This window comes from Ruegeria sp. BG6 (assembly GCF_056538465.1).
Genome location: NZ_JBQFTB010000005.1, coordinates 246,492 through 267,838 on the forward strand (window position 1 = coordinate 246,492; position 21,347 = coordinate 267,838).

A 21,347-nucleotide genomic window follows, 5' to 3' on the forward strand; every position below is an offset into this window, starting at 1 on the left:
ATGGATCTCGCTAGGTTTGCAATTGAGAAGCGCCTAATTTCGGCGTTGGTGACTATTCTCATCTTGGTCGCTGGCTATTTTGCATACTTAACTCTTCCTCGTTTCGAAGATCCTGAGTTTATAATCAGGCAAGCTCAGGTCATAACACCTTATCCGGGTGCCACTGCAGAAGAAGTCGCAGAAGAAGTCACCGAGGTGATTGAGAATGCTCTACAAAAGCTCCTAGGGGTAAAAGAGGTGAAGTCAGTTTCATCACCCGGACTCAGCACTGTGACGGTCGAATTTACAATCCCCACAACTCCTGATTTTCCGTCACTTCACGCAAGATTTGCCCAATTGCGCGCAAAGATACTTGACGCTCAAACTAGCCTGCCGCCGAACTCACTCCAATCGCAAGTCTACGATGACTTCGGCGATGTGTATGCCTTGTATTTCGCGATTGTTGGTGATGGCTATTCTATAGCCGAGCTCCACGAGTACGCGAAGGAGCTCCAGAGGGAGTTGGTTGCCGTCAGCGGTGTTTCCAAGGTGGTCTTAAGTGGTGAACAGAATGAAGCAATCTTTGTAGAATACGCACCAGCAAGGTTAATAGAACTTGGAATATCACCACAAAAAATTGGGCAAGTTCTGGAGGGGCAAAACCTCGTAGCGCCGGCGGGTTCCATCAAGTCCAACTCGCGTCGCATAGAGATACGGCCGTCGGCGGCAGTCGACTCAATTGACGCTATCAAAGACTTAGTCGTTTCTGTGCCGAGTAGCGGTGCATCATTTCGACTTTCAGATATCGCAACCGTGTCCCGCGGTTACGTTGAACCCGCGAGCCCCCTACTTTTTCGGGACGGCCAACCTGCAATTGGAATTGGAATATCCAATAGCCTGGGCGGAAACGTTGTGAACATGGGCGAAGCGGTGAAGCAACGGATAAACGAGTTGGAGAACCTTAGGCCAATCGGAATCCAGATTTTGCCAATCTCTGATCAGTCTGCTTCGGTAAAAGAATCGATCAACGACTTTGTCATGAACGTGGTTCTGGCGCTCATCATCGTTGTAGGCATATTGCTTATTTTTATGGGGTTAAGATCCGGAATACTGATGGGAGGTATTCTGTTGGTCACAGTTGCAGGCACGCTTGCCGGTATGCAGCTATTGGGGCTGGACATGCAAAGGATTTCACTAGGCGCGCTAATCATTGCACTCGGCATGCTGGTTGATAACGCTATTGTCGTTGTCGAAGGTACGTTGGTCCGAGTTCAACGCGGTGAAGCCACCAGCAATGCTGCTATCACTGTCGTAAATCAAACCAAATGGCCGCTACTCGGAGGAACAGTTGTAGGACTCTTGGCGTTTTCTCCAATTGGCTTTTCACCGGACAACACGGGCGAATACGCCGGGAGCCTCTTCTGGACTATTACGATTTCCTTGCTCTTTTCGTGGTTGATAGCGATATGGCTCACACCCTATTTTTGTACTCTGCTACTGAAACCAACCTCGGAAACACCGCCTGCAGAGAATGCTACTCTCCGTGCATATCGTTCGCTCCTCGCTTATGCGATCCAATACCGGCACCTTACGGTGGGCCTTATTGTTGCGCTCTTTTTCTCTGCAATCGCAGGGTTTGCGTTAGTACCGCCGGGTTTCTTTCCCAACAGCACCAGGGCGCAATTTGTGGTGGATTACTTTTTGCCAGAGGGAACCGACATTGAACAAACCAGTCAGGACATGCGAGAGATTGAAGCGCATCTCTTAACTCTACCTGGTGTCACGTCCACAAATCTCTCCGTGGGCAGCGGGCATTTACGCTTCATGTTGGTATACGACAGTGAAGACCAGAACCCCGCCTATGGTCAAATTTTGGTGGACGTGGAGGATTATCGGCGGATCGATGCATTACAGCCGGAAATTCAGTCTTGGATCAACCAAAAGTACGCTGACTCATATGCAAAAGTTTGGAAGTTTGTATTGGGTCCTGGAGGTGGATCGAAAATCGAAGTCGAATTTTCTGGACCCGATCCCGTTGGGCTTCGCGAACTCGCCGAAAAGGCAAAACTGATATTTGCTGAAAACGGAGCCATCGCGATAAAAGACGACTGGCGCGAACAAAAGCAGGTAATTCGACCAGTTATTGACACAGAAAACGCCCGAAGGCTGGGTCTCACCCAAGCGGAGATATCTAGGGCAGTTTACTGGCATCAAGTAGGGGCGCCTATAGGGATTTATCGCGAAGGCGACAACTTATTGGACATAGTAATGCGCCCAATCGAAGCAGACCGAAACAATATTAGTGACCTAAAAAACATCCAAGTTTACAGCGATGTAGCCGGAGGATACATTCCGATATCTCAAGTTGTAGACCGATTTGACCTTGTTTTCGAAGCTGGGAACCTTAGGCGCATCGACCGCAAGCTTGCAATCACCGCACAAGCCGATAACGCACCAGAAGTACTCTCAGGCGACCTTTTCGCTCAAATCCGACCATTCGTAGAGGCAATCCATTTGCCGAGTGGGTATTCTCTTGAATGGAGGGGTGAGTACGGGGACTCGCAAAGTGCAAACGACGGTTTGGCTTCGACTATGCCGCTTGGGTTCGGAGCGATGATTGTCGTAGTTTTCTTCTTGTTTAATGCAGTCCGTCAGCCACTGATCATATGGTTGACAGTACCTCTGGCTCTCATTGGAGTCGTCTGGGGGCTCGCGGCAACCAGAACGCCACTCGAATTTATGGCAATACTGGGTATTTTGTCTCTAACAGGGATGCTAATCAAAAACGCTATCGTCCTTATTGACGAAACCGATACTCAGATTGCTGGTGGAAAACCTCGATTGCAGGCTGTTGTCGACGCAGCTGTTCTACGCGTCCGCCCAGTGGCACTGGGAGTACTTACTACTGTACTTGGAGTAATGCCTTTGCTGTGGGATCCATTTTTTGAGTCGCTCGCAGTGGTGATTATCTGCGGTTTGAGTTTTGCGACCGTTCTTACGCTGATAGTAGTGCCGACTCTGTACTCAATATTCTTTAGAATAAATGAGGACGAAACAGCGGCTTAGTAACTAACCTTCAGATCCTCATCTCCGCAAGACATATCACGCTTTCGCCATGTTCCAGGTTTTAAGTACGTGCTTTTGCATTGACCTGCTGATTTGGATCGACCTTCTATTCGCGCGTCCTTGCCAGACCTGCAGAAATCTAGGTCTCCAAGTGCGGAAACTAACTTTTTTCGCAATCCTCTAGCATTCTTGGTTCAGAACAGAGATTCTGTTGGAACATTGCGAACAGTAAGTTTGTCTGACCAAACCTCTGCTCGTTCGGCGTTTGCCGAAAGACATTTTTTCTGAGCCGTTCCCGTAGATTTCCAAAATCTGTTTTCTGTGCATTTCTGACGTTCTGCGGCCGGAAGGCTGCTCACCTGCGAATTGGAGCTTTGTCCGCAAGGCGGAATTGCATACATTGGATTAATTGTCCGGATTGGGCTGCGACCGGTCAATTATGAATGCTGCGGAGAACGGCAGCCCTGAGCCCAAACTTACAGCTTCAACAAGTAGCAGCGAATGTCGGCTTCGCAGTCCGGTGCAGACTTATTTTCCGGACAACTCCGCCCTATGTGCGTCTGCCAGTTCGGCCATGCTATTAAAACAAAAATTGTAGCTGGGCATCTCACCCGGGTTCATAGTTGCTCCGAACCCTTCTTTCTTATAGCGGCGGTATATCCAGCAATTTTTCAGCCCGTGTTTGTTGGCCGGACTATGGTCATGGAACATACTTTCGGCGGTGTGCAGAATGTCTTCTTTTGCGATGCCCTGCCTTGCAAGGGTTTCCAGCATGTAGTCGAAGTTGCGATCATTGGGTTTGTAGCTGCCCACGTCCTCTGCAGTATAAACGCCGTCAAAATGGACGCCGAGCCGCGCGTTCGACCCTGAAAAGCTTACATTGTCGGTATTGGTCAGGACGACCAGTTTGTAGTGTTGTTTGAGATAGGCGAGTGCGTCACGGCTATCGTCAAATGCTGGCCACTGGCGCACCGAGAGGCCGTATGCTTGGCATTCTTCCCAAGTCACTTCGACACCCCATTCTTCAGCCAAACGACGGTAAACGATAGCAAGGAGATCGGAGTATTTTTTGTTGGGTGTCCTGCGCTGTGTCGTGGATTCATGATAGGCGTGCGCTTCAAGGATGTCGTCACGTGTCAGGTCTTGTGTGATCTTGTCAGTCAATGGTTTGAGAGCTGTGACCATCCCGCTTTCCCAGTCGATCAGCGTGCCATAAACGTCGAATGCCAGAACCTTGAAGTCCGTCAGTTTCACAGTTTCTCTCCTTCTTATTGATGTGGACGATTTCGCTGAATTGTTGTCAGGCCCAACGGATCAACCCAATAATTGCCGACGTTGCATAGAAGACTTGGAGCAAAAGGAAAGCCCAACGCCGATCTAAAATTGCCCACCCTGCAAACAGACCTGAAGACACAAGCAGCAGCGAGAATCCAAGCATTTCTGCTCCTACGTTGAGCGCAATCGACAATGCATAAACCATCGCCAAGACGGAGCCGATAATCTCGAATAGCGATGTGAGCTGTCGCTTGTCGCGCCCAGCGACATTCGTTTGTGTGATCTCCGTCATCGCTCAGCACTGCCTTTGCAGAAAGTCTACCAGCAAGGCAGAAATCTTTTCGGGTTGATCTTCCAGTGAGAAGTGACCGCAGTCTTCCAACACATGAAGTTCTGAACCTGGGATTGCGTCGTGCAGTCGATGCGCCCAATCGACAACCTGCCACGCATCGTCAGCCCCCCAAATCAGTTGAACTGGGTTCTTGCCGAGTTCAGCATAACGAGGGGCAATTTCGTCTGTATGCTTTGGGTCGTAATGCATGACTTGATGCTGGAAAAAGCTTCCCTGACCGACCGGACCACAGATGAAGTCCAAATAGGTCTCCATCGAAGTTTCTGCTAAACGCACTTTGTTTTGAACCGTCGAATAGAACCATTCGCGGAAATGCTCACGATGATCGGCATCTGGTGCTTTGATCAGCTTTTCTAAACCAGCTTGCATCTGCTCATTAGTGCGCTTTGAGGGCCAGCTATCATAGCTCACTACATCAATCATGCTGAGCGTGCGAACCCGGTCGGGCGACTGGACGCCAAAGCGCTGTGCAATGCCACCGCCGATGTCATGGGCGATGACGTGCAGATCATCTAGGCCCCATATGTCGAGCAATCCTTCAAGGATTGGGACTTGGCCGGTGACGGACGTGTCGATAGCCGGGTCGCAAGGGCGTTCCGACAACCCATATCCCAGCAAGTCGCAGACATGGACTTTGTATCCAGCGGAGACCAGCGAAGGCAGTATATTGCGCCAGATATATGAGGAGGACGGTGTGCCGTGGATAAGAACCACGGGGCTCCCTTCACCATGTACACCATGAGAGATGCGTGTGCCGTTGATGATGACATTTTGATTAACAAGGTGGGTCATAGCGATGCTCTAGATTTTTAGCTTTCGCAAACCTTAGCCAAGCGATAACATATGAATCAAATGAATGATTGTCATATAATGATTGAAAAATGTCATGGATGGTTGAGAGAATGTCTAAGAGACTTGAAATAGATGCACTACGAGCTCTGCTCGCCATTGCTCACTACGGCGGTGTTACGCGCGCAGCAGAACATCTTGGGTTGTCGCAATCCGCCGTCAGTCACAAAATTAGACGCCTCGAACAAGCGTTGGATTGCCACCTGCTCGCGCGTCGAGCGGGTGGGCCATTGTTCACGGATGCGGGTAAGCGGCTATGTGACTATGCGCGCCGCATGGTTGACCTGCATGACGAAGCCCTTTCTGATTTGGGTAAGAAACCTCTTGCCGGGACCATCCGACTAGGCGTGACTGAGGATACGGCAACCAGCGACATCGCCCGGATCCTCGGGCGATTCACAAGACTTTTCCCTGAGGTCAACGTGCGAACCCGAACAAGCCAAAGTCTGAATGTGCAGGCCTGGCTCGAGGCAGGTGAACTGGACGTTGCAGTAATGCAGATTTTCAACTCCGATGTCGCGAAAGGTGACCTCGTTCTTTTTGACGACACTCTGCATTGGGTGAAATCTCCTGACCTGCTCCTAAACACCTTGGGGTCAATTCCATTTCTCTCGTTCGACAAAAATTGCTTTTACAGGCAATGGGGCTTCTCTGACGGCCAAGCGCAGGGGCATCACTTTGAACAGGTGTTGGAATGCCCCAGCGCCGCCGGAGTAAAATCCGCCGTCCAATCTGGGCTTGGGGTAGCGCTATTGAATGGGATGCACCTATCTGACGAAATCGAGGTCATCGAGGGGGTGTTTCCAGCACCACCCGATATTACGTTTGTGGCTCGCATACATCCCAAAAGAAAAACCGAACCCGTAAAAGCGCTCATCGACGAAATCGCACGCGAGCTCAGCGTTTCGATCCCTTTGCGCGCTGCCGGATAGCGCTTCAAAGCAGCCTTTCGGGAACTCGCAGCCAAAGACTGTTTTGTCCGCAAATAGGTCATCCAGGCCGAGCGTAGCGAACGACCGCATCGAGCCCGAAGCAGTCGCTAGTAAAAAACGCGACAAGACACAGCCGTAGTCCTATTGCCCGCGCTGTTCTAATCTGGGATGATAGACAACGTGGGCTGCAGTCTGGTCATGGGAATGTCCAGACTATCTGGATTGTGCTTTTTAGGCACGGGTAGCTAACCAGGTTGGTATACGCACTATTTCGCGACACTCTTGTCCAGATTCGTGACCAACTACTCGCACAACGCAACCCAACCCGCTGAGGCGGGCCTGCGAGTTTGAATACTCAAGCAAACATCAAGCATGCGAGAATAATCTCTTTGCGCGCGTAAAAAATATTAAAATGTTGTATTTTGAATTCAACTATTCGAATGCGCGGCAAGTCTGTTTTACCGCTGTTGCACGCGCATTCACCAGATTTGTCTGGTTGCCTCCTGGAGACGCATGTGAATGGCGTCGCCGGGAGGCCATTTGTTCGTTTGAGCGGGTCTTGTCAAAAAACTCGCATGGAGGCCGACAAAGTAGACTTGAAATCCCTGCAAGCAATCGTCAGCTTCGCCCGCATTGCGTTCGAGCATGTCGCGCAGATCGTCCGATCAAAGCCCAATGCAGATCTTAAACACGCGCAGGAATTCTGAGGAACGCATGTGTCGGATATCTGCTTTCGTGAATCGTAATTCGTCTGGTATTGAAACTTCTGTGCAGTTTGCACACGCGAACCGATTACTCGGTTCCCGAGCCTTAGGGAGAAAAAAATGCACGCAATCAAAAATCATCTAATAGTCGTCTTCGCCAGCCTTTTTTTTGTCTCAGTTTTTGCGACGACAGCATCCGCCAAATTCACGGCTGATGATGCTGCAAAGCTCGATGCGGAAGCAGAGGCAACTTTAGCTCAATTCAAAGCTGATACGAAAGGCGCTGAAGAAGTGCTGGCAAATGCAAAAGGCGTTTTGGTTTGCCCGAGCATCACCAAAGCTGGCCTTGGCTTTGGCGCTGAGGGAGGTCGATGCGTGCTCGTTTCCGGGGCCAATGAAAAGCTCTATTACAACACGTTCGGCGTTAAAGGCGGGTTCATTGCTGGAATACAGTCTCATTCAATGATTTTGGCGCTGAATACAAACGAAGCGTTGGCAAAGTTCACCAGCAATGACCGTGAGTGGGAATTGGGTGTAGATGCTTCGGTGGCTGTGGCCAAGGTCGGAGCTGGAGGCGACTTGGATACCACTAACCTCAAAAGCGATATCGTATCCTTTATATTTGGCCAAAAGGGTTTGATGGCTGATGTGAGCTGGAAAGGATCGCGTTTCAAAAAACTCGAAATCGAATAGTTGCTCTGTTTTCAAGAGAAAGAAGTTTCGCGGAACTCCAATTTGAAGTGAGTTCCGCGAAAACCCATCGGGGACGCCCATGCATGAACTAGGGTCATGGTTTTCGTCTTTTCCTAAAGAAAGCAGGGACCATTTCAGAACCAACTCTGATGGCTGCGACGGGCCTTACTCATTGCGAAGCCTTCAAATAGCCCTTCTTAGCCAATCTAACGTTTTTTGGGCTGTGAGGGGCCATGTCTCGTTGAACTGTAGGTAGTGACACGCACCCTCAACCACTAGAAAATCAGCGGTCTCATAACGGGAAGCCATGCTTCTGGCAGTGCTTGTTGAAACGGCTTTATCTTCAGTTCCCGAAACAAAAAGCAAAGGACAGGTTACCTTTGCAGGATCAATGAGGGTGGTTTGGTGGACATCGAACATCCAGAAGACAAACTCAAACAGAACGCGACCGGACTCAGTGCCGAGACGTGCATGAATATCATGCTGTAGTTCGTCCGGCAGTGTATTCAGCCCGTATTTTGCCAGAAGATCTAAATCCTGCCCAAGCGCGTGTTCCCAAAAAGCACCGGACGAAATGAACAGCTTCCCCAGATCGCGCTCTTTATCGGTCGTTGCTAAAACACCGTTCATCACACTGCTGTTGAGAAGAACGCCAGCTCTCACAGCGCCTTCAGCCGCCAACAATTGTGCAACGACGCCGCCAAGGGAGTGACCGACAACAACTGGAGCCTCGCCGATTTCTTGAATCGCTTGCCGGGCATCTTCTAAGTAGTCTGCGATGCTCAGTCCGATCAGCTTGCTGTCGCGTTCTGGTCCGAATGGAAGATCGTGATAGCGGTAAGTTAGGCTGTGGCAGGCATATCCCGACGACTCATATGACGCCCGAACATTATCCATCGTCCAGGCTGCGGCATTTGTGCCTGTTAATAGAAGAACCGGGGGCCTAGCTTCGTCCGGCATCCAAACTCTCCACCTATGACTTCAAGAAGACGGGCGCGCTGCCGTCGGATAACATACTAGTTCTCACGACATCTGAGTTCGCGCAAGGTGCCCGAGGCTCGCGTTGTCCGCAACGCGGTCATTAATAGGCTGCGTAGCGAACGACCGCTCCGAGCCAAAGCGGACATGTCCGTTCCACATATTATGTGCGTCCTCAGGGAGAGGGACCGCAAAAGCTTCGGTGTTTGCGATACCCCGGAACTTGCACAATAAACATGGCCCATCGCGCTGCGTTTCACTAAGCTGACTGAGTTTTCCTGGTTCGTGGAGGAACGATTGTGCGGTGGATAAGACCACTGATTGCCGGAGTATCCCTCCCGTGCCTGCTTTTAGGCCTTCTGTTCTTTGCCGCCTCGCTGACCCCCTCCCTAATTCCACGCGAGCCAACGGTTCAGGGATTATTAGGCGGGATCTTGGTGGCGCTTGGCTATCTTCTGGGACGTGTGCTCGAACTGATTTGGCAGGCCGCCGATCTGCCTCGCATGCGCGGACGTCTAGCGCTTGTTGGCAACATTGTCTTTGCAGCTCTTGTTGCCGGATTTTCAATATGGACACTGACTTACAGCTTTGAATGGCAGAATGAGCTACGCGCAAAAATGGGGATGGAGCTTGCAGATGCAAAGCACCTGGCGCAGATCCTCTTGGCAGGGACCGGAACCTTTGCGCTTTTTTTTCTGATCGGCGCGTTCGTGGCGGCCCTGTTCCGATGGGTCAGGGATCGCTTCTATCGCTTCATGCCCCCGCGCCGGGCCAATGTTCTGGGCGTTGTGACGGTCGCCCTGCTGCTCTTCGTCGTCACCCGCGACGGCATTTTCGACCGGGTGGTCACGGGCCTGGATGAAAGCTTCGAGGCCGCTCAGATGCTTTTTGATATCGCGCCTGACCTGCCCGAAAGACCGGATCAGGCTGGTTCCGAAGCGTCTCTGATTGACTGGGCGGCGATGGGTCAACCTGGTCGAGATTTCGTCCTGGATGGCCCGGACGCCGAAGCGATTTCCGCCTTCACAGGAAAACCCGCGCTGGACCCTATTCGGGTTTATGTCGGCCGGGCGAACGGCGAGTCACCGCAAGAGCGGGCCGAACTGGCACTTGCCGAGCTAAAACGGCTAAGGGCTTTTGATCGGGAAGTTCTGATCGTTACTAGCCCCACAGGAACCGGTTGGATGGACCCGGGTTCTCACGATCCAGTGGAATACATGCACAATGGCGATATCGCGACGGTTAGCGCCCAGTATTCCTACCTACAATCGCCTCTGGCACTGGTTCTAGAAACCCGGACCGGCCTCGATCAGGCGACCGCGCTTCTCGACGTGGTGCACTCCTATTGGCGGACGCTGCCAAAGGATCGCCGCCCAAGATTTTACGTGCATGGTCTGAGCCTTGGTGCCTGGTCGTCGATGCATGCCACCAACCTCTTCCGCCTTGCTGACGACCCGATCGATGGAGCCTTCTGGGCCGGCCCGCCGTTTCCGTCACGGTTCTGGCAGCAAGCGCAAAACGCGCGCGAACCTGGCAGTCCATGGGTGCTCCCCATCATTGGGAACGGATCGTTCGTCCGATTTGCGTCTCACTTCTCGGATGCCTCTCAAGCCATCGCCGACTGGGGGGACATGCGGATCGTATTCCTGCAGTATTCCAGCGATCCGATCGTTTTCTACGATCCGAGTTCCCTTTGGCGGGCACCGCCCTGGATGAACGAACCTCCGGCTGAAGATGTCTCAAAGCAACTCGTCTTCATCCCGGTAGTCACGCAGTTTCAGTTGGCCCTCGACATGGCGTTATCTTTTGGTACGCCACCAGGACATGGACACGCCTATTTTGCGCAGGATTACATCTCGCCCTGGGTCGAGGTCACGGCCCCTGCGGACTGGACTGCTACTGACACCAAACGGCTGAAAGCGCATTGCGATATCGGGTACCAGCTTGGATGCCGGAATCGGTGAACCAGTGTTGACGTTCCTTAATCTGTCTTGCGAGCTCGGCACAGGCCGTCGATAGAAGCCGAGAGATTATTCCGCATTCCTGAGAAGCGGCGCGCAAGGCGAGCGTCTGCTTCGGGCTCGATGCGGTCGTTCGGCAGAGTTCAGTGATTGTCTGCTGTTCGGAAGAAGCTGCCACTTGAAAATCCGGTAGCTTCGCAATCTACTGATATCCGTCTGGGTCGTTAGGGGTGTGTAATAATGTGCCTTCAAAGGCGTTGAGATCATCAGTCAATTGAAGCCAAGGCAACTTGCTTTGCTTATTAACGTGAAATGTCGGTTCGAAATTTTCCGGGTTTTTGAGCGACGCAGCATAGAGGTGCATACCACCTGGATAGTGATCGGCTTCAAACCCAATTGGTGACCCGCAAGTTCCACCAAAGTGCCTGAAAACGCCTTTGGAGCTTTCATAAGTGCGGGGTTTAGCACCGGTCCATTCAAAGTTTTCTATCGGCACACCGAACCAAGCAACCACCGGCGCGGCGCAATTCCGACGGCAGTCATCGCAGTGGCAATAGCATGACCATGTTTGGTCACCGTGGTAGACCCAACTTGTTTTTTTACACAGACAATACCCACGAGTCGCCATTCTTTTTTTCTCCTAACCTCCCGAAGCATAAGAATCTGGTGTTTTTTAGATGGATACTTTTGGACGTTTCATCAGCAGAAAACGTCGGAGCTCAAGTTCAATTCGGGCTCGAAACAGACGTCCGACAGCGTTGGTTGGATGGCTGGTACTATGTTCCATCGGGAACCCCTCAAGCGGTGTCTGAAACCTCGCGAGGCCGAGTTGGGGATAGTTTAGCGCACGCGAGGCCCCACTCAGACAGCGTTTAAAGCCGTGCAGACTAAACTGGCTCAACGTCACTCACTACCGACGAACCAGCAACGTGGGTACCTTACTCTTGGACCGCAAGTGACCGTAAAGGTAAATTGTTAGATCACAAACGCAGTCTGCTTTTTGTAAGGGTAGCAAAGGAATTAGACTGCAGATTTAGAGCGTCAATACTGTTTTTCCGGCCGTACGTTGCCTCACCATCTCTGAATTTTGCTTTGGCTAGTGGCAGAGATACTTTGTAGAAGGGCACAACGACATCGGATGTTTTTTCGCTATGGGCTTGAAGCTGTTTTTCTCCACGTTGCATGCCAATCACAGAACCAAGCCCAAATTTGACTTCCAGTTGTCTTACTAATAATGATCAAAAACATCTTGTGGATACCTATCGTAGTGCCAACTCACAGGTAAACCCGTTGGCTATCCGCTGCTTCCAATAGCGCCGCCGTAACTGCCTCGATCATTTTGGTGTGAGGCGACGCCGTCATACTTGCCAGGCCAACAATGCGCTTAGGTCCGTTCTGTTCAAGGGGGATCCTTTTGAGCCGCAAGTGGTCATATGCAGTTAAGCGGCTGTCTGGTATGATTGATACGCCAAGTTCAGCCGCCACCATACTTGAGATTGCTTCAAGGCTCTCTAGTTCCATGGCGTCTTTGACTTCAATGCCCTTTCTTTGCAGCCAAGTCTCGATTTGCCTTCCTACAACCGCATCACGCGTAAAACGAATAAACGGTGACGCACCAAGCAGTTCTTTCGGAGGTAAATCTGGGGTGTTTTCCGAGACAAGCAGGACCAATTCTTCGGATACAATTTCAGAGAATTTCAACGTGTTTGGCAGAACATCTGGTCGGGAAATGATCGCCGCTTGAATCTGCCCGCGATCTAACTGTAGCAAAAGCTGATTGGTCAAACCTGGAACAATTCTTACACGGATATCCGGATGCACGGACTTTAGCCTCGCTAGCGCAATTGGCACCAATCCAGTCAGAGTTGTTGGAACAGCCCCCAAAGTTATTTCACCAAAGAGTTCGTTGTTCGACCTCACCCTTTCCGCCAAACCGTCATATGCGGCCACCACCGCTGCAGCCTCTTCGGCGAACGTTAGCCCGGCATGAGTCAGTTTGGTTGATTTGGCCGATCGGTCAAATAAAACGAGCCCCAACGTGACCTCCAGATTCCGCATCTGGTGACTGACCGCCGACGGAGTTAGATGCTCCGCCTCTGACGCGGCACGGAAGCTACCATGTCGATGAACTGCGATTAGAGTTCGTAGTGACCGAATGCTCATATCGATAACCTCACTACCGCCTAAACCGTGATCGATATGTGAAAGTTTTTCACTGATTAGTCAAAGAATTTTCGTTTTTGTTCATTTTTGTTGATGTGTACCTTGCGCATGGCATGCCCAACGAAACCAAACCCAGAGGTGCTTATGGTTGCTCCCAAATCCAACGCTTATACTTCCATTGTTGCCAAACCCTTCGCTCCAAACCTTGGGGCTGAGATTTATGGAGTCGATCTAAGCCGGCCTGTTCCTGACAACCAGTTCGCAGAGATCTGCAGCGCTTTTCACACCTATCAAGTTCTGTTTTTCAAAGAGCAGAAAGAAATTCCGCCTGCGCAGCACATTGAATTTGGGAAACGCTTTGGACCGCTTCATGCGCACCCCGCAGCCCCAACAATGGAAGGATATCCAGAGATTTTCGAAATCCATGCAACCAAGAATTCCAAGGTAGCAAACGGTGAGTTCTGGCACTCTGACGTCTCTTGCGACGAGACGCCTCCTCTTGGAACTATGCTTCAAATCCATATCGCCCCTCCCTGCGGCGGGGACACTATGTTCAGTGATATGTATACGGCCTACGACGATCTTTCTGAACCGATAAAAGATATGATCAACGGCCTGTCTGCGCTTCATAGTTCAGAGCATATCTATAAAGGCCGCTATAGCGACCGGGGACAAAAAGACAGCGATATTGATTGTCCCGAAGCAGTTCATCCAATTGTTAGAACTCATCCGGAAACGGGCCGGAAATCGCTATTTGTGAACCGAACATTTACGACAAAGATTGTGGGCTTGTCGGATAAGGAAAGCGATGCGATCCTCGACATGCTTTTCGAGCATGCGGAACAAATCAACTATCAAATCCGGTTCAGGTGGTCGCTTTACGACATGGCCTTTTGGGACAACCGGTGCTGCATGCATCGTGCTATCTGGGACTATTGGCCCGCAGAGCGTAAAGGGCGACGTGTGACCGTGAAAGGCGATAGACCTGTTTAGTCTCGACTGAACCGAATTGCTCGATCAATGAAACCAAATCTTTAGGAGCGCTAAGTGCGAGCTGCAGTCGTAAGAGAGTTTTGTGAAGACCTTTCGATTGAGACGGTCCCGGATCCAACCTGCCCAGACAATGGAGTGGTCCTGGAGGTCGCTGCCTGTGGCGTATGCCGCTCGGATTTCCATGGATGGTCTGGTGCACACCCCAAAGTTCAAAATGGCTCCATCTTAGGGCACGAATACTGTGGGACCGTGGTAGAGGCAGGGCCTCAAGCGAAGCACAAAGTTGGTGATCGCCTCATAGCGCCATTCATCTTAGGCTGCGGTAGCTGCAACGCTTGTCAAACAGGCGTATCAAACACTTGTGCTAACCAAATCGTTCCTGGATTTGGAACGCAAGGTGCATACGCAGAATACGTTGCAGTGCCTTTTGACCACAACTTGGTTCACTTGCCAGAAACGCTGTCCCCTGCCTTGGCGGCAGGGCTCGGGTGTCGTGTCACCACTGCTTGGCATGCTTTGACAGACCGTGCAGATGTCGCAGCTGGTGAATGGGTGGCTGTCCACGGAACCGGAGGGATTGGCTTGTCAGTTCTTCTATTGGCAAAAATGCTTGGATGCCGAGTTGTCGTAGTGGATGTGGTTGAAGAGAAGCTTGAGCATGCAAAGCTCAACGGCGCGGACGCAACAGTAAATGCAAGCAAAGAAGACGCCGCAGCAGCGATCCGAGATATCACGGATGGAGGAGCACAGGTTTCCATAGAAGCGTTGGGTATCGAAACAACGACGAACGCATCCGTAGAGTGTCTCGCTATCCTTGGTCGACACGTGCAAATTGGTATGCCGTCGAGCGACGGCCAGATGCAGGTGAACATGCGGGCAATCTATTCCAAACAACTCTCGTTTTTCGGCACTCGTGGTATGCCTTCATGGAAATACCCACGCCTTCTAGGAATGATCGAACGTGGCGAAGTGGATATCCAGCCAATGGTCGCCAGGGAGGTCCGATTGGAAGGGGCTAGCAATGAACTTCGAGCAATGAATGGACCAACTTCCCCAGGAACCGCTGTTATAACAAGGTTTCAGCCGTGATCAGCCCAAAAGCCTGATAGGTTTTAAAACAGTCATTCTCTCGATCATTTTGCGCCCCAATGCAAATTCAGTTATTCGCGCAAACTGGCTGTTCTGGGTAACGCAATGAACGCCTGCTTTGGGCTCGACTCGGTCATCCAACCAATTTGCTCAGATGACTGCTGAGGTAGGAGGAGCGGCCATTCATACCAGGCATCGAGCAACTCCGAGCCTAAAGGGTCGCTTTCACCAGCTCCGGTCGTTCGTCGAAATCCTGGCTACGTCCAGGCCGCGGGAAAAAGTGACGTACTCGATACCGGGGCCCAATATCGCATATGAGCTCAAAGTTTCCGTTGGTGGTAATTGCTAAAGAAGTCCGCTACGTGCACGGTCTGACAGCATAAGCTGGGTTGACGGGCGGCAGGAAAGTCTCTTGGAGCAAGCCATTTCGCGGTTTCTTGTTTGGGGTTCGCCTTTGCATACGAGCAATCTCTGAACAATTCACTTTCGATGGCAGCCAAAGCTTTTACGTGTGCCATTCCAGCGTCATTCGGGACTCGAGGCTTGCTTTAGGTTAGTCTGATGTCATTTCTGATATCGATATTTTTGAGCCGTTGATCCATGTCACCCCAATCTGCGATTGTCATTCCCACTGAAGAAGAGCTGACCGAGATCGCGAAGGTTAGCCTTCAGGTTCCAGACAAGCACATCCGCTTCTTTGTGCAATCCGTTCAGGTCATCGCGCATACGCTATTGGGTTCTCAAAAGCGCGGCATACCCCTTAACGAAGGGATCAAGAGAACCAGAACCGCTCTCAGAGCTACAATCAAAAACTTACATAATGCCCAGACCGCGTTTTCGTCCGAAGACGATCTCATTCGATATTTTTCAGACGAAGATCTTTCGGGCGATTTGGCTACCCTCTTTAGCATTCCCGGCATGGAGATATTGACCAAGCAATTCATTGGCTTTTCGATTGACGAACGTGACTTGGAGCTCGCAATCAAGCAGTCCCGTGACGGCGGTGCTCAGTGGGTTCTGGCGGAAGTTCAGCGGGCCGCAAGGCAAGCCATGGCCGAGAACCCAACTCAACCAATCACAAGCCTCTTGGGTCTCCTAATCAAGCACCTGAAAGCCCAAGATGAGCTGGTGGGCCCAGTGCCAATAGGCAAACCGCCCAATCAAGAGCGGCAATATGCGCTTACTCAACTTTCGCACACCTTTGAAAGAGTTTTCGATGCCAAGCCGACATCAACGCCGGAAGGTAAGTTCTGCAACATGTGTGAACTGGTTTTCGAAAGTATTGGCATGAGCACCACTGGTCTGGACACCGCAATTACCCGCCACCTGGCTAAGTAATCAAAAGTGGGACCATCCAAACTTCATAGTCATTAATCGCGCAAATCCTCATCGACTAGTGACTACAGAGATCACGGAAGCGGGCACTAAGAAGTGTCCATGACGGACACCTCACGCCACAACGCTACTATGCCGAACGCGGAAGGCTCAGCTTCATTGGAAGCTTTAGTACGCGTTTTGGCACGTTCTGCGGCACGGCAGTTTGTGTCCGAGTTGGAACGCGGACAGGGCACAGACTGTCATGAAGACACGCTCCCCGCAAAAAAGGAAAATACAGAATGACAAACGCGCAGCTTGGCACAATGTTGACCGCGGAGATGGTTGCGGATCGCATGGGCGTTTCAAAACGCACCGTGTTTCGTTGGATAAAAACCGGTCGCCTGAAGGCTTTTCGGATGGGGAGAGTGCTTCGGATTCCCGAGGCTGAACTGATCGATTTCATCGACGAGCGCACCGGCTTCTAAGGACCTGGTGCAAGGTTTTAGCAATCATATTTTATGTATATCTTTCAATATACTAAAAAATATAGTGTAAACTATTTTTGAATTGTCTGGGTTTTGATTAACGCAAAGTTAACACTATTCTCACTAAAGGACAGCCGGAGGCCCTATGAGACACGATCCGTCACTTTCAGTCAGTCCACCAACGACGCTGGCGGAGGCTATCGCGCGCCTCAACGCCGACGAAGGTCTGACAAAGCAGGCACAACGTGAAATGGCGTCAGCGGTGAACCAGGTTGCAAGGTTCGCGCAACTGCCGCCGTCCAGCATATCAGTGGATGTGCCGGAACTCCGGAAAATCCTTGAAGACGTTCAGCCGCGCCGCTTCAGGATGTCGGCACGTCGGCTCGCCAATATTCGTTCGCTCTTCGTGACGGCCCTGATCCATTCGGGAGCCGATGTGGAGCCGCTTCGGCTTAACGCGGCACTCTTGCCGGAATGGGCGGTTCTCATGCAGAGACTTTCTTCCCCCAATGACAGCAATGCGCTCACCCGGTTCTCGCAATGGTGCTCGTTGCGGAATATCGGGCCGGTGGCTGTCAATGACGACGTGGTCGCCTCTTACAGCGAAGCCATCACCACGAGGTCCTTCGTGAAGAACGCCGAAAAACTTGTTCAGAACCTGATCCGGAGTTGGAACCGCTGTTATGCATCGGTCGACGGATGGCCGCGCATCGAATTGTCGGTGATCAAGCGCCGCGAGATTTTCCTGCTCCCGGAAGAGACCTTCCCGGCTTCTTTCGTGAGGGATCTCGATACCTGGTGTGATCGATTGGCTGGGGCCGATCTTCTGGACGAGCAGGAGTTTAGACCCCTTAGGGAAGTCAGCGTGGAATGGCACCGAAAGCATATCTTGCGCTGCGCGTCTGCGCTGACGCGTCAGGGTGCCGATCCCTCAAGCATCGCGAATCTTTCGGTACTTGTCGAAATCGAGAATGCAAAGAACATCCTGCGCTGGTTTCTTGCGCGGAACGAAGACAAGCAGCCGTCGCAGCAAACCCATCAAATGAGTGGTGTGTTGCTGTCGATTGCGCGTCATTGGGTTCACCTAGACGACGAGCCGCTCCGGAAACTCACGGCTGTTTGCGCCCGGTGCAGGGTGAAGTCTGGCGGCATGACGAAAAAGAATCGTGACACACTACGGCTATTTGACGACGAGCGAATTGTCCGGGATCTACTTGCGCTGCCGGATCGACTGATGCGCCGTGCAACAAGTAAACCGCAGATTGGCAAACGCGATGCCTATCTTGCGGCGCAATCGCTTGCCATCGCCATCCTGACGAATGCCCCGGTTCGGATCGAGAACCTGGTAAACATCAATCTCGACACGAACATCGTCCGTCGCGGTTCCGGCCGGAGTGCCCAGGTTTCTCTCTACTTCCCTGCTCAGTCCGTCAAAAACGATCTGGAAATTGAACTGCCACTGGCGCCCGAGACGATCAGGCTGCTCGACATGTACCTCAAGAAGGTGTGGCCCGCGCTCGCCGAGACAGGGTGTCGGGATCTATTTCCGGGGCGGAGGGGCACCAAGCGGTCCAAGGTCGGGTTGGGGATGGCAATTTCCAAGACGACGAAACGCGAACTCGGTGTCCGGATCTCGCCCCACCAGTTTCGTCATGTCACCGGATATCTGTACCTGAAGCAACGTCCAGCCGACTACGAAACGGTTAGGGTTTTGCTCGGTCACAAGGCGCTGCAGACCACGATCCAGTTCTATGCTGGCATGGAAATTTCCACCGCGGCAGCACGCTTTGACGAAGTTGTCCTGTCACCCAGGCGGCATCGTAGGAGGTCGCCATCGTGAACAGGACAAGAAGGTTACCACGATGCCTGCGTGTCGAAGATTGGTCCTCAAAAGACCAGGAAGCCTGGGCACGAGCCCAACTTCAGGGCGATATCTTCGACGGCACCGGTCTGGCGAGCAGCTGGCGGGAGCCGACGCGTCGACTGGTTGAACAGGCAGTCGGGCGATTTCTGGGTTGGTTGGTTGATGAGCGTGCAAGCAGCCTTGTTCCCATGCCCGATGCAGCGACACCAAGGAACATTCGGTCCTACGCCAAATGGCTGAACGCGCGCGTCGCGTCCGTAACAGAGCATGGTCACGTCCGGGACCTGGTCGAGTATTGCCGCGTGGCCTGGCCCGAATGGGACCGCACTCACCTATGCAGGGCTGAGCGTTCCCTGAGCTGGCGGGCTGCTCCAAGCAAAGACAAGAGAAACCGCGTCGTTCCGGTCGACGACCTTATGCGGCTCGGTGAAGCGTTGATGGCGAATGCTGAAGCGGTGTTTGGTGGCGATCCGCGCCTGCCACTGACCCAGTATCGCGACGGTCTGGCAGTCGCGCTACTAGCCCTCCGGCCACTGAGAATACGGGCCTTCGCGTCGCTGCAACTCGGCACCAACCTGATCCAGGTCGACGAGGGCTGGAAGCTCATCGTTCCCCCTGAACTTTCCAAGACCAAACGATACTGGGAAGCGGGTTTTCCGGCCGAGTTGGTTCTTGCGCTGGAGCATTATCTCGACCATGTTCGGCCCAATCTTCTAAACCAGCGCGGTCGATGGTACTCGGACCCCGGTCGGGCGCTCTGGATCTCGAACGACGGTTCCGCGCTGAAACCCAAGGCGCTTGGCGAGGCCATAACGCGTCGCACCACCGAGGCTTTCGGCCGGCCGATATCACCGCACCTATTCCGCGATTTTGCGGCGACCACGCTCGCCCACAACAGTCCGGAAAACGTTCGGCTGGCAACGCCTCTGCTTGGTCATACCCACCCGAAGACGACCGAGCGGCACTACAACCAGGCCCGCCAGATCGATGCGGGCCGCAAACACATTGACGCGATGGCGCGATTGCGGCGCAATGTCCGATGACCGCCCTTTCGGGCGGCCGGTTGGCATTATCGAAACGACGTGCCACGCTCTTTTGAGGAGAAAACGGACAAATGACCGAAACGTCACCCCGAGTTGCCCTCTACGCCCGATACAGTTCGGACAACCAGCGTGACTCATCGATTGAGGATCAGCTTCGTCTTTGCCGCGAACGGGCGTCGCGGGAAGGCTGGGAGATCGCCGAAAGCTACAGTGACCGGTCAATTTCAGGTGCGAGCCTGATCCGTCCAGGCATTCAATACCTTCTGGAAGATGCGTCAGCTGGTAAGTTCGAACTTGTATTAGCGGAATCCCTAGATCGTATTTCCCGTGACCAGGAAGACATCGCTGGAGTTTACAAGCGCCTTTCATTTGCCGGCGTGCAGATCGTGACCCTTTCCGAGGGCGCGATATCGGAGTTGCACATCGCGTTAAAGGGCACGATGAGTGCTTTGTTCTTGAAAGATCTAGCGGACACGACGCGGTCTGCGAGGTCGCGTTGAATCTGGGCGATCAGGAGGCGGGAACAGCTACGGGTATGATGTCTTGCGACGCCTGGAGGCCGACGGCTCACAAGCAACCGGTGAGCGCAAAATCAATCCAGACCAAGCAATCATAGTCACCCGCATCTTTGAAGACTATGTGGCGGGCATTTCACCACGCAAAATTGCCCAGGCTCTCAATGAAGACGGTGTTCCTGGTCCAAGAGGAAAGGCGTGGGGCGCTTCCACCATTCACGGCAACACAAGCCGCGGCACCGGCATATTGAACAATGAGCTCTACGTCGGCCGCCTGGTTTGGAACAGGCTTCGCTACCTCAAGGATCCTAAAACCGGGCGCCGGGTTTCACGGCTCAACCCGCCTGAAGACTGGATCACAGTGCCGACACCCGAACTACGTATTATTCCGCAGGACCTTTGGGACGCGACAAAGGCACGTCAGCAGCGAATGGCTCTCCCCAAGCAGGCCAACCTTGGGCACGCACTGGGCCGCGCCCGACGGGCAAAGTACCTGCTATCAGGGCTACTTGCTTGCGGGGCCTGTGGCCGCGGCATGTCAGTCATTTCGCAAACCCACATCGGCTGCTCTAGCACGCGCAACAAAGGCACGTGCAACAATCGCAAGTCCATCGCGAGGACCAAAGTTGAAGACCGGGTTCTCATCGCACTCTCCGACCAATTGATGGGCCCAGACCTGTTCAGTGTCTTTTGCGAAGAGTCCGTCGCAGAGACCAACCGGTTGAGAGCCACTTCCCAATAGACTCGCGCGTCCAAGGAAGCCGAACTCGCAAAGACCAATCACGCGCTGGCTCGTCTGGTTCAAGCGCTGATCGACGGAGCGCCGGCGTCGACCGTCAAAGACAAAATGGCTGAGTTGGAAGCGAGGAAAGCCCAATTGGAAAATGACTTGAACGCGGTGCCAGCGCCCCAACCTGTGCTGCACCCCAACATGTCGAGGCTCTATCACTCCAAAGTCAGCAACCTTGCCGACGCTCTTAATGAGCCCGACGTACGCAGCGAAGCTCTCCGAAGCTACGCCCTCACCGGTGCGACTGCAGCCGAACCTTTCCGAACTTTATCGCTCCAAGGTTTCCGATCTGGCGCAGG

The 21,347-nt window shown here is 52.6% G+C and carries 19 protein-coding genes and 1 pseudogene; 14 read left to right on the forward strand and 6 right to left on the reverse strand.

The genetic code is table 11. The features are described from left to right. Window positions 1–3,045 carry an efflux RND transporter permease subunit gene (locus tag ACR0JW_RS12015; protein ID WP_480713955.1) on the forward strand — a complete coding sequence of 1,015 codons (3,045 nt, stop codon included), beginning with the start codon at window positions 1–3 and terminating at the stop codon, window positions 3,043–3,045. A 528-nt stretch (window positions 3,046–3,573) separates the two neighbouring features. Here ACR0JW_RS12015 and ACR0JW_RS12020 read toward each other — a convergent pair. Genes ACR0JW_RS12020 through ACR0JW_RS12030 form a run of 3 tightly spaced genes read right to left on the reverse strand, consistent with a single transcriptional unit; the run spans window position 3,574 to window position 5,464 of the window. Beyond that, window positions 3,574–4,299, reverse strand: coding sequence for a haloacid dehalogenase type II (locus ACR0JW_RS12020; protein WP_480713956.1), 726 nt, complete (start codon window positions 4,297–4,299; stop codon window positions 3,574–3,576). Window positions 4,300–4,345: 46 nt separating this feature from the next. Beyond that, window positions 4,346–4,612, reverse strand: a complete 267-nt coding sequence (locus tag ACR0JW_RS12025; RefSeq protein WP_480713957.1) for a hypothetical protein — start codon at window positions 4,610–4,612, stop codon at window positions 4,346–4,348. 3 nt (window positions 4,613–4,615) lie between these two features. Next, window positions 4,616–5,464, reverse strand: a complete 849-nt coding sequence (locus tag ACR0JW_RS12030; RefSeq protein WP_480713958.1) for an alpha/beta fold hydrolase — start codon at window positions 5,462–5,464, stop codon at window positions 4,616–4,618. A gap of 98 nt (window positions 5,465–5,562) precedes the next feature. On the opposite strand from ACR0JW_RS12030, the gene ACR0JW_RS12035 reads away from it, so the two are divergent. The 3 genes from ACR0JW_RS12035 (at window position 5,563) to ACR0JW_RS12045 (ending at window position 7,850) form a co-directional block, all read left to right on the forward strand. Then, window positions 5,563–6,453, forward strand: a complete 891-nt coding sequence (locus ACR0JW_RS12035) for a LysR family transcriptional regulator (RefSeq protein ID WP_480713959.1) — start codon at window positions 5,563–5,565, stop codon at window positions 6,451–6,453. A gap of 440 nt (window positions 6,454–6,893) precedes the next feature. Continuing rightward, complete coding sequence (locus ACR0JW_RS12040) at window positions 6,894–7,160, forward strand: hypothetical protein (protein WP_480713960.1); 267 nt, start codon at window positions 6,894–6,896, stop codon at window positions 7,158–7,160. A gap of 117 nt (window positions 7,161–7,277) precedes the next feature. Then, window positions 7,278–7,850, forward strand: coding sequence for a lipid-binding SYLF domain-containing protein (locus tag ACR0JW_RS12045; protein ID WP_480713961.1), 573 nt, complete (start codon window positions 7,278–7,280; stop codon window positions 7,848–7,850). A 183-nt stretch (window positions 7,851–8,033) separates the two neighbouring features. Here the strand turns inward: ACR0JW_RS12045 and ACR0JW_RS12050 are convergent, their stop codons facing one another. After that, window positions 8,034–8,810, reverse strand: a complete 777-nt coding sequence (locus ACR0JW_RS12050) for an alpha/beta hydrolase (RefSeq protein ID WP_480713962.1) — start codon at window positions 8,808–8,810, stop codon at window positions 8,034–8,036. A gap of 455 nt (window positions 8,811–9,265) precedes the next feature. Here ACR0JW_RS12050 and ACR0JW_RS12055 point away from each other — a divergent pair, with 455 nt between their 5' ends. After that, complete coding sequence (locus ACR0JW_RS12055) at window positions 9,266–10,792, forward strand: alpha/beta hydrolase (RefSeq protein ID WP_480713963.1); 1,527 nt, start codon at window positions 9,266–9,268, stop codon at window positions 10,790–10,792. Window positions 10,793–10,991: 199 nt separating this feature from the next. Here ACR0JW_RS12055 and ACR0JW_RS12060 read toward each other — a convergent pair whose 3' ends face one another. Together ACR0JW_RS12060 and ACR0JW_RS12065 are read right to left on the reverse strand one after the other, a co-directional pair. After that, on the reverse strand, window positions 10,992–11,417 hold the full coding sequence (locus tag ACR0JW_RS12060; RefSeq protein ID WP_480713964.1) for a GFA family protein: 426 nt from the start codon (window positions 11,415–11,417) through the stop codon (window positions 10,992–10,994). A gap of 647 nt (window positions 11,418–12,064) precedes the next feature. Next, window positions 12,065–12,952, reverse strand: coding sequence for a LysR family transcriptional regulator (locus tag ACR0JW_RS12065; RefSeq protein ID WP_480713965.1), 888 nt, complete (start codon window positions 12,950–12,952; stop codon window positions 12,065–12,067). 144 nt (window positions 12,953–13,096) lie between these two features. Between ACR0JW_RS12065 and ACR0JW_RS12070 the strand changes: the two genes are divergently transcribed. From ACR0JW_RS12070 to ACR0JW_RS12110, 9 genes and pseudogenes are all read left to right on the forward strand, one after another. Next, window positions 13,097–13,945, forward strand: coding sequence for a TauD/TfdA dioxygenase family protein (locus ACR0JW_RS12070; protein ID WP_480713966.1), 849 nt, complete (start codon window positions 13,097–13,099; stop codon window positions 13,943–13,945). 135 nt (window positions 13,946–14,080) lie between these two features. Continuing rightward, window positions 14,081–14,389: pseudogene (locus tag ACR0JW_RS12075) on the forward strand (alcohol dehydrogenase catalytic domain-containing protein); the annotation flags it as partial. A 138-nt stretch (window positions 14,390–14,527) separates the two neighbouring features. Then, the gene (locus ACR0JW_RS12080) at window positions 14,528–15,034 is read left to right on the forward strand and encodes a zinc-binding dehydrogenase (protein ID WP_480713975.1); all 507 of its coding nucleotides are present in this window, start codon (window positions 14,528–14,530) and stop codon (window positions 15,032–15,034) included. 600 nt (window positions 15,035–15,634) lie between these two features. Further along, window positions 15,635–16,372 carry a hypothetical protein gene (locus ACR0JW_RS12085; RefSeq protein WP_480713967.1) on the forward strand — a complete coding sequence of 246 codons (738 nt, stop codon included), beginning with the start codon at window positions 15,635–15,637 and terminating at the stop codon, window positions 16,370–16,372. Window positions 16,373–16,650: 278 nt separating this feature from the next. Continuing rightward, the gene (locus ACR0JW_RS12090; protein ID WP_480713968.1) at window positions 16,651–16,836 is read left to right on the forward strand and encodes a helix-turn-helix domain-containing protein; all 186 of its coding nucleotides are present in this window, start codon (window positions 16,651–16,653) and stop codon (window positions 16,834–16,836) included. Window positions 16,837–16,981: 145 nt separating this feature from the next. Then, a complete protein-coding gene (locus tag ACR0JW_RS12095) occupies window positions 16,982–18,676 on the forward strand; it encodes a tyrosine-type recombinase/integrase (protein WP_480713969.1) in 1,695 nt (564 codons plus the stop codon). Then, entirely contained in the window at window positions 18,673–19,743 is a 1,071-nt protein-coding gene (locus tag ACR0JW_RS12100) for a tyrosine-type recombinase/integrase (RefSeq protein WP_480713970.1), read from the forward strand. The genes ACR0JW_RS12095 and ACR0JW_RS12100 overlap by 4 nt, the downstream gene beginning before the upstream one ends. Before the next feature lie 71 nt (window positions 19,744–19,814). Then, a complete protein-coding gene (locus tag ACR0JW_RS12105; RefSeq protein ID WP_480713971.1) occupies window positions 19,815–20,243 on the forward strand; it encodes a recombinase family protein in 429 nt (142 codons plus the stop codon). A gap of 43 nt (window positions 20,244–20,286) precedes the next feature. After that, a complete protein-coding gene (locus ACR0JW_RS12110; protein ID WP_480713972.1) occupies window positions 20,287–21,000 on the forward strand; it encodes a recombinase family protein in 714 nt (237 codons plus the stop codon). Window positions 21,001–21,347: the final 347 nt, after the last annotated feature.